Source organism: Bradyrhizobium sp. (assembly GCF_027451485.1).
GTDB lineage: Bacteria > Pseudomonadota > Alphaproteobacteria > Rhizobiales > Xanthobacteraceae > Bradyrhizobium.
This window is the reverse complement of sequence record NZ_DAIDJE010000038.1, coordinates 25,123-33,904: the sequence shown is the minus strand read 5'-3', so window position 1 is coordinate 33,904 and position 8,782 is coordinate 25,123. Positions and strand designations below refer to the sequence as shown.

Annotated in this window: 9 protein-coding genes; 3 read left to right on the top strand and 6 right to left on the bottom strand. The window is 62.8% G+C overall.

Translation table 11 applies throughout. The features are described 5' to 3' along the window. The first annotated feature begins 118 nt into the window (after positions 1-118). Positions 119-418 (top strand): hypothetical protein, encoded by a 300-nt coding sequence (locus tag NEZ08_RS05020; protein ID WP_298104378.1) that lies wholly within the window; start codon positions 119-121, stop codon positions 416-418. Between the two features lie 179 nt (positions 419-597). Beyond that, complete coding sequence (locus NEZ08_RS05015) at positions 598-1,440, top strand: amidohydrolase (RefSeq protein WP_298104375.1); 843 nt, start codon at positions 598-600, stop codon at positions 1,438-1,440. A 44-nt stretch (positions 1,441-1,484) separates the two neighbouring features. Here the strand turns inward: NEZ08_RS05015 and NEZ08_RS05010 are convergent, their stop codons facing one another. The 6 genes from NEZ08_RS05010 to NEZ08_RS04985 are packed head-to-tail and all read right to left on the bottom strand — an operon-like array spanning position 1,485 to position 7,514. Then, a complete protein-coding gene (locus tag NEZ08_RS05010) occupies positions 1,485-3,272 on the bottom strand; it encodes an ABC transporter substrate-binding protein (protein WP_298104374.1) in 1,788 nt (595 codons plus the stop codon). Between the two features lie 55 nt (positions 3,273-3,327). After that, complete coding sequence (locus NEZ08_RS05005; protein ID WP_298104371.1) at positions 3,328-3,645, bottom strand: DUF2160 domain-containing protein; 318 nt, start codon at positions 3,643-3,645, stop codon at positions 3,328-3,330. A gap of 12 nt (positions 3,646-3,657) precedes the next feature. Beyond that, on the bottom strand, positions 3,658-4,464 hold the full coding sequence (locus tag NEZ08_RS05000; protein WP_298104368.1) for a carbohydrate ABC transporter permease: 807 nt from the start codon (positions 4,462-4,464) through the stop codon (positions 3,658-3,660). Further along, positions 4,464-5,351, bottom strand: coding sequence for a carbohydrate ABC transporter permease (locus NEZ08_RS04995; protein ID WP_298104387.1), 888 nt, complete (start codon positions 5,349-5,351; stop codon positions 4,464-4,466). Before NEZ08_RS04995 ends, NEZ08_RS05000 begins: the two co-directional genes overlap by 1 nt. Beyond that, the gene (locus NEZ08_RS04990) at positions 5,351-6,424 is read right to left on the bottom strand and encodes an ABC transporter ATP-binding protein (RefSeq protein ID WP_298104367.1); all 1,074 of its coding nucleotides are present in this window, start codon (positions 6,422-6,424) and stop codon (positions 5,351-5,353) included. The genes NEZ08_RS04995 and NEZ08_RS04990 overlap by 1 nt, the downstream gene beginning before the upstream one ends. Before the next feature lie 10 nt (positions 6,425-6,434). After that, positions 6,435-7,514 (bottom strand): ABC transporter ATP-binding protein, encoded by a 1,080-nt coding sequence (locus NEZ08_RS04985; RefSeq protein ID WP_298104364.1) that lies wholly within the window; start codon positions 7,512-7,514, stop codon positions 6,435-6,437. A 473-nt stretch (positions 7,515-7,987) separates the two neighbouring features. On the opposite strand from NEZ08_RS04985, the gene NEZ08_RS04980 reads away from it, so the two are divergent. Further along, a complete protein-coding gene (locus NEZ08_RS04980) occupies positions 7,988-8,782 on the top strand; it encodes a DeoR/GlpR family DNA-binding transcription regulator (protein ID WP_298104362.1) in 795 nt (264 codons plus the stop codon).

Sequence of the window (8,782 nt, the reverse complement as noted above, 5' to 3'; positions counted from 1 at the left end):
TTTCGGAAATCCTGTCGAAAGGCCTGCGTGAGATGATAGTGTCCTGAATTTGTTTAAATGAATAGGCCGAGGCTGAAGGGGTTTATCCTCGGACAGGGAAGCACACTGGAGATTTACGATGACCAAACCTGCGATCCGGCTGTCAGTGCTGGCGATCGGCGCGGCCGCGCTGCTGGCGGCATCGTCGCCGGCTCAGGCCACGGAGAACAGCCGCCATCTGCACCATCATCAGATGAAACATCAGCGGCACTGGCGACATCACGGCGGCCCCGCCCGGTACGGTTATCCGGAAACGCCGATGGTCGGACCTGGCAGCCAGTCCGGTCCGGTCTGTCCGGGCATCGGCCGGAGCTTTGACTGCAAAATATGGCCGCCGCCCTACGCGGATGACCCGGACCGCAAGGTGTTCAGGCACTGATGCGCCGTACGGCGTGATCGACCACGACAAAGGGCGCGGGCGGCCGGCCCGTGCCCTTGGCTTTTTCCAGCGAGCTGCCATGCACGACGCAAGCAGGCGCATGCAAGATGGCCTTCGCCTCTGGACACGTTCCGCCGGCGACGTCAAAACTCCCGGCAAAACAAAAGAGGAGCGCTCCCATGCCGATTATCGATTCCCAGGTCCACGCCTATGAGGCGAATACGCCGCAGCGGCCGTGGGCGACCGTGCCGAACTGGCCGCCCCACGTCACCGGCGACGAGATGGTGGCGGCAATGGATAAGGTCGGCGTCGACGGCGCGATTTTCATCTCCGCCTTTTCCATGTACCGCTATGACGCGAGCTATGCCGTCGAGGTGCAGCGCGCTCATCCAGGTCGGATGGCGATCGTCAAGCCGGTCGATCCAGACGATCCGGCGGTCGATGACGTTGTTGCCGAATGGAAGAAGACGCCGGGCACGGTCGGCATCCGCATCATGCTGACCAGGGAGAACAAGCGCGATCCCAAACATCCCGGGCTGGACCGCATCGCGCGTTCAGCCGTGCGCCATGATTTTCCGGTCAACGTGCTCTGCTGGGACAATCTGGAAGCCGGCACGACGCTGATCGACCGCCACCCCGATACGCGCTTTATTCTTGACCATCTCGGCATCTTGCAACCGCGCGTGCCGGGCCCGCCGGCCGAGCCGTGGGCGGATCTGCCGAAGGTACTGGATCTCGCCAAACGCAAAAACGTGGTGATCAAGGTATCCGGCGCCTGCACGCTCTCGAAAGAACCTTATCCTTTCAACGATATCTGGGATCCGCTCGCTCGCGTCTTCGATGCCTGGGGCTTCGAGCGCTGCCTGTGGGGCACTGACTGGACGCGTGCGTTTGCGGTCGTCAATTACGAGCAGGCGGTCAAGCCGTTCCTCGAAACCAAGCGGTTGAGCGAAACCGAACGAGCGATGTTGATGGGCGGCGCCTGCGCCAAGGCCTATGGCTGGTCGCCGAAGAAAGCGTAGCATCAAAGCGCGGGACCTTTGCGGTCCCGCGCTTTCGCTATGCCTCAGCCCTTGTTCGGCTTTTCCGCCTTCCACGACTTGATCAGTTCGTCGTAGTCGACGGTCACGCCTTTCGGCTTCTCGTTGGCGAGCTTGCGCTGGGGCGCAAGATTGCCGTCCTTCTCTGCCTTCGCGTACCAGTACTCGGGATCCTTCTCTTCGTTGAGCTTCGGTCCGAGTTTGCCCTGCACGCCGGACTTCTGAAGACGGGCAAGAATTGCGTCCTGGTCGCGCGCAAGGCCATCCATCGCCTGCTGCGGCGTCGCTTCTCCGGAGATCGCCTTCGAGACATTCTGCCACCAGACCTGCGCCAGCTTGCCGTATTCCGGCACGTTGACGCCCGTCGGAGTCCAGAGCTTGCGCGCGGGGCTGCGATAGAACTCGACCCAGCCGCCGACCTTCGGCGCGAGATCCGTCATCGCCTGATGCCAGATGTCGCTCTCGCGGATGACGTGCAGGAAGGTGACGGCTTTCTTCAGCGAGACCGTCTTCGAGACGCAGAACTGGCCGTAAAGCCAGCCGGCCCTGATGTTGTCCTTTGGCGCATATTTCAGGTAGGTCCAGCAGCCCTGGTCCTGATAGCCGAGCTTCATGCCTTCCTTCCAGTAGGCGCCGTGCGGGCTGGGGGCCATGCGCCATTTCGGCGTGCCGTCCTTGTTCATGACCGGAAGGTCGGGCTTGGACAGCGCAGCGGTGAAAGCGCTGTACCAGAAGATCTGCTGGGCGATGTGTCCCTGTCCAGGCACCGCGCCGGCTTCGAGGAAGTCCATGCCGGCGGCTTCCGGCGGAGCATATTTCTTCAGCCACTCGACGAATTTCGTAAGCGCGTAGACGGCCGCCGGCCCGTTGGCGTCGCCGCCGCGGCGGATCGAGGAGCCGCGCGGAATGCCGTCTTCCATCCGGATGCCCCATTCGTCGACCGGCTTGCCGTTGGGCAGACCGCGGTCGCCGTTGCCGGCCATCGCGAGCCAGGCGTCGGTGAAACGCCAGCCGAGCGAGGGATCCTTCTTGCCGTAGTCCATGTGGCCATAGACGCGCTGGCCGTCGATTTCCTTGACCGTGTTGGTGAAGTAGTCGGCGATGTCCTCATACGCCGACCAGTTCACCGGCACGCCGAGATCGTAGCCGAATTTTTTCTTGAAGCCTTCCTTCAGGTCCGGCCGCTGGAACCAGTCGTAGCGGAACCAATAGAGGTTGGCGAACTGCTGGTCCGGAAGCTGATAAAGCTTGCCGTCGGTGAAGGTCGCGAACGACAGCCCGATGAAGTCCTTGAGATCGAGGTTGGGGTTGGTGATGTCCTTGCCGTCGGCGCTCGCCATGAAATCGGTGAGCGATCCGCCGATGATGTCGTTGTAGCGCGGATGGGTACCGATGAAGTCGGAATCGTTCATCCAGAAATCGTAGATCGGCTTGCCGGACTGGATCTCGACTTCGATCTTGTCGACGATCAGGCCCTCGTCCATCATCTCGTGATTGACTTGGATGCCCGTGATCTCGGCGAAGGCCTTGGTGAGGGTCTTCGATTCATACTCGTGAATGCCGAGAATTTCCGAAGCACAGCTCACCTTCATGCCCTTGAATGGCGTCGAGGCCTTGATGAACCATTGCATCTCGGCCATCTGCTGTTCCTTGGTCAGCGTCGACGGCTGGAATTCGGCATCGATCCATTTCTTGGCCGCATCCATCTGCTGCGCGTAGCTCGGCGTCGGGGTCAGCAATGCGGGGGCCGCGACGGCTGTCGTTGCCGCCGTTGCCGCCGCGCCTTTCAAGACGTCGCGACGTTTGATGTCCATGTTGGCTCCTCCCTCTTGACCTGCCGTGCACCATGCGCGGCAGGCTCTCGCCTCGTTAGGCGAAAATGAACATGGCGATGCCGAACAGCCCCGATATGCCGAGGGCATACCAGAGCTCTCCGCCGCCGAATCCGATCCATAGAATGTGGATGTACGCCGCGCCGAGCATCGTCACGAAGAAGCGGTCGCCGCGCGTGGTGGGAAAGCCGAGAATGCCCTTGCGCGGCATCTCCGGCCGATAGACGGCGAGCAGGGTCAGGATGACGAGCGCGGTCGCAATGAAGCCGAAGAAGATCGCGGTTTCCCAGGTCCAGGCCATCCAGGTGAATTTGGATCCGATCTCGCTGAAGGTTTCGGCGATCGAGGCGAACATCGAACGCCTCCTTCAAACGCGTCCAAGGGCAAAGCCCTTGGCGATGTGGTTGCGCACGAACCAGATGACGACGGCGCCCGGGACCATGGTCAGGACGCCCGCGGCCGCGAGTAGCGTCCAGTCCATCCCCGACACCGAATAGCTGCGGGTCATCACCGCGGCGAAGGGCAGCGCGTTGGTCGCCGTCAGCGTCGTGGCGAGCAGTTGCTCGACCCAGGAGAACATGAAGCAGAAGAAGGCCGTGACGCCGATGCCGTTGGCGATCAGCGGCAGGAAGATGCGGATGAAGAAGCGCGGGAACGAGTAACCGTCGATTGCCGCCGCCTCATCGATCTCGCGCGGGACGCCGCCGATGAAGCCTTCGAGAATCCACACCGCCAGCGGCACGTTGAACAGGCAGTGCGCCAGCGCCACCGCCCATACCGTGTCGAACAGGCCGACCGCGTAATAGAGGTTGAAGAACGGCATCGCATAAACAGAGGCCGGTGCCATCAGGTTGGTGAGCAGCCAAAAGAACAGGTGCTTGTCGCCGATGAAACTGAAGCGGTTGAAGGCGTAGGCGGCCGGCAGCGCGACCGTCACCGAGATCACGGTGTTGATCAGCACATAGGTCAGCGAGACGCCGAAGGCGTGCACCCAGGTCGGATCGTTGAGGATGAAGAAATACTTCTCCAATGTCGGATGATGCGGCCACAGCGCCATGCGGGACACGATGTCTTCGTTGGGCCGCAGGCTCAAATTGATGAGCCAATAGATCGGCAGCATCAGCATCGCCAGATATGCGGCGAGCACAATTTTGGGCATCACGCCGCGGCGCATCAGGCATCCCTCCTGCGGTCGAGCTGGGTCATGATGGTGTAGAAGATCCAGCACAGGGTGATGGTGATGAGGTTGTAGATCAGCGACATCGCAGCCGCGTTGCCGAGGTCGACCTGGCCGAGCGCGATCTTGACGAGGTCGATGGAAAGGAAGGTTGTGGCGCTGCCCGGCCCGCCGCCGGTCACGACGAACGGCTCGGTATAGATCATGAAGGTCTGCATGAAGCGCAGCAGGACTGCGATCACCAGCACCTTCTGCAGCTTCGGCAGCTCGATGTTGACGAACACGGCCCAGCGGCTCGCGGCGTCGATGCGCGCGGCCTGGTAGAAGGCATCCGGAATCGCGCGGAGCCCGGCATAGCTCAGCAGAATAACCAGCGGCGTCCAGTGCCAGACGTCGATGATGACGATGGTGATCCAGGCTGCGACCGGATCCTGCGTGTCGTTATAGGGTATGCCGAGGCCGTTGATCGCCGCGCCGAACAGGCCGATATCGGCGCGCGCAAAAATCTGCCAGATCGTGCCAACCACGTTCCACGGGATCAGCATCGGCAACGCGATCAGCACAAGGCACGGGCCGACCGCCCAGCCGGAGCGCGGCAGGCACAGCGCAATGGCAATGCCGAGCGGCACCTCAATCAGGAGAGCCGCGAAGGAGAAGCTCAGGTTTCGGATCAGGGCGTCGAAGAAACGCGCGCCGATATCGGTGGACGGGTTGAGGACGTCGCGGAACCAGGCGTCGCCATTCCAGAAGAAGTTGTTGGCGCCCATGCTGTCCTGCAGCGAGTAGTTCACCACGGTCATCATCGGCAGCAGCGCCGAGAACAGCACGAAAGCGAGCACCGGGAGAACCAGCAGCCAGGCGCGGTTGTTGATCGGCTTTTCGATCACAGCGGCTCTCCTGCGACGCGCTCGTCATTGACGTAGACGAAGAGACGTTCGGGTTTGATCGCGATCCCGGCTGTATCGCCCTCGATCGACCGGCCATGTGGGACGATGGCGAAAATGTCCTGCGCGCCGAGCGAGACCCTGGCGATGCGGCGGCGTCCAAGATCTTCGATCTTCTGCACGCGCACTCTCAGATCACCGCCCGAGACCAGCGTGGTGTAGTCGGGGCGAAAGCCGAGGCGCACCGAACTACCGGACGGTGGCTTGCCGTAGCGCGCCGGAAGACGAAGGGTCTGTTCGCCAATTCGCGCTTCGGCGCCGTCGACCTCGGCCTCGACCAGGTTCATGCCCGGCGAGCCGATAAAGTAGCCGACAAACGTGTGCTCCGGCTGCTCGAACAATTGCGTCGGGGTCGCGATCTGCAGGATGCGGCCGTCCTTCATGACAACGACTTCATCGGCGAAGGTCAGCGCCTCGACCTGGTCGTGCGTCACGTAGATCATCAGCACGTCGAGCGCGCGATGCACCGCCTTGAGCTTCGAGCGCAGCTCCCATTTCAGCGACGGATCGATCACCGTCAGCGGCTCGTCGAACAGCACGGCTGCGACGTCGGATCGCACAAGGCCGCGGCCGAGCGAGATCTTCTGCTTGGCATCGGCCGTGAGCCCCCGCGCGCGGCGGTTGAGGTCGCCGGTCAGGCCCAGAAGATCGGCGATTTCGCTGACGCGCGTCCGGATCGCTGCGCGGCCGAGGCCGCGGTTCTTCAGCGGGAAGGCGAGGTTTTCCGCGACCGTCATCGTGTCGTAGACGACAGGGAATTGAAACACCTGCGCGATGTTGCGCTGCTCCGGGGCGAGATGGGTGACGTCCCTGCCGTCGAACAGCAGCCGCCCCTGCGATGGGATGACGAGGCCGGAGATGATGTTGAGAAGCGTGGTCTTGCCGCAGCCGGATGGGCCGAGCAGCGCATAGGAGCGGCCCTGCGACCACTCGTGATCGATCGGCTTCAGCGCATAGGAGGAGCGATCCTGATCGTAAGAGTGGGCGATGCCGTCGAGCGTGATGCGTGCCATCTGCCGCTCCTCAACTCTCTCGGCCGGCGGCGACGAGTGCGCCGGCGGAATCGAACACGAACACCCGCGCCGCGTCGACGTGCATGTCGACGGATTGGCCGGGCTGGAGCGTGCTGACGCCGGCCTCGACGCAGACGAAGGTGCCGCGCGGCGAAGTCACATGAACGAAGCTTTCCGAGCCAGAGATCTCCGCGACCGAAATCTCCCCGGCAAAGGTCAGGGACTGCGGCCAGGCAGCGCGCAGGCTGACGATGTCGGCGCGGAAGGCCATCGTATAGGCGCCATCGGCAAGCTGCGCGAGGGTGCCGAGCGCCGGCAGCGTCGAGCCGTCGTTGAAGCGGATTTCCGTAGAAGCCTTGGTGATCGGCAGTTCGTTCAAGGGGGGATCGGAAAAGACCCGCGCGGATTCGATGTGATTCGGACGATGATAGACGTCCGGCGCCGGGCCGAACTGAATGAGCCGTCCTTGCGACAGCGTCGCAGTCCTGCCGCCGAGTTGGAGGGCCTCGAGCGGTTCGGTCGTTGCATAAACCAGCGTGGCGCCGGTTTGCGACAGGATCCGCGGCAGCTCTTCACGCAGTTCCTCGCGCAGCTTGTAGTCGAGATTTGCCAAGGGCTCGTCGAGCAGCACGAGGTCGGCGCGCTTGGTGAGCGCGCGGGCGATCGCAGTGCGCTGCTGCTGGCCGCCGGAAAGCTGCGAAGGCTGCCGCTTCAGTAATGGTTCAAGGCCCAGCACGCGTGCCGCCTCGCGCACGCGCCGGTCGAGTTCGTCGCCCTTTACCTTGGCGACGCGCAGGGGCGAGGCAATGTTTTCGTAGACCGACAGCGAGGGATAATTGACGAACTGCTGATAGACCATCGCGACCGCACGCTTGCGCACGGGCACGCCGGTCACGTCAGTGCCGTCGACCAGCACTTTTCCGCTTGTCGGTCTATCAAGGCCCGCCATCAGACGCATCAGGCTCGTCTTGCCTGCCAATGTCGCGCCGAGAAGCACGTTCATCGTGCCGCGCTCGAGTGCGAGATCGACGTCATCGATGATCTTTTCGCCGCCGATTTCGACGCTGACATGCTGCAGATGAATGCTCATCCGCGCTCATGCCGACAAAGGAGGAAACAACGTGCGTGGCGCGCGAGAGCCGCCGTGGCTCCGATCGCGCGAAACCGTATCGGGGCAAATCGCCGTCGCCGCGCTGTCCCGCTCGCGGCTGCTGCGCTGAAGACGGCGCGACAGGGCAAAAGCCCGCATGATCCCGACTGGCGGCATTGGGCCCCTCCCGCGTCCCCTGTTTCGATCTTGTGGTTTCGATATTTGATTGATTGTTTTCTATACGAGCCTAATTTAGTCTGCAAGCGAGCAAAACGAAAATGAAAAGAAAATGCACTTCTGAATGGGCGGCGACGTCGGGTCCAGAGGAGCGGAGGCGTCGGGTGGCTGGGGCCTGCGCCATGCGGGAGGTTTTCTTGTTCGGGAACGGTATCGGGGGCGGCATATGTCCTTGATCGCAATCATCTGTCCTTGCGGTTTGCGCGCGCCTGACCTCATTCGATCCGGGAGCGCCGATGCAGCCGCTTTCTGATCGCCAGAACGATATCGTCTCGCTCGCGCGCGCAACGGGGCGGGTCACCGTCGAGGACCTGGCAGTCCGCTTCGACGTCACGCCGCAAACGATCCGGCGCGACCTGAACGATCTCTGCGACCGCCGCGTGCTGACACGCACCCACGGCGGCGCGCTGATTTCCTCTTCCGTGGAGAACCTGTCCTACGAGGCCCGCCGCCTGATCGCAGCCGATGCCAAGCGCGCGATCGGCGCCGCGGCCGCGGCGTTGATCCCCGACAAGTCCTCGCTCTTCATCAATATCGGCACCACGACCGAAGAAGTGGCGATGGCGCTGCGCAGCCACAGCGGCTTGCGCGTCGTCACCAACAATCTCAACGTCGCGATGATGCTTTATCCGCATCCGTCGATGGAGGTCATCGTGATCGGCGGCCCGGTACGCCGCTCCGACGGCGCGGTGATCGGCGGCGGCGCCGTCGATTCCATTCGCCAGTTCAAGGTCGATACTGCCGTGATCGGCGCCTCCGCGCTCGACGAGGACGGCTCGCTCCTGGATTTCGACGCGCTCGAGGTGACGGCCTCGCGCGCCATCATCGAGAATGCGCGACGGGTGATGCTGGTCTGCGATCGTATGAAGCTTCAGCGCGCGGCACCGGTACGGATCGCCCACATGTCGCAAATCCACACCTTCGTGACCGACCGGCTCGATTCGATTGCCTTGCGGGAGACCTGCGCGGCGCACGGCGTGCAAGTGGTCGAGGCGCTTCCGGACAGCCCTCCTGAGGAAATGCAGGACTGA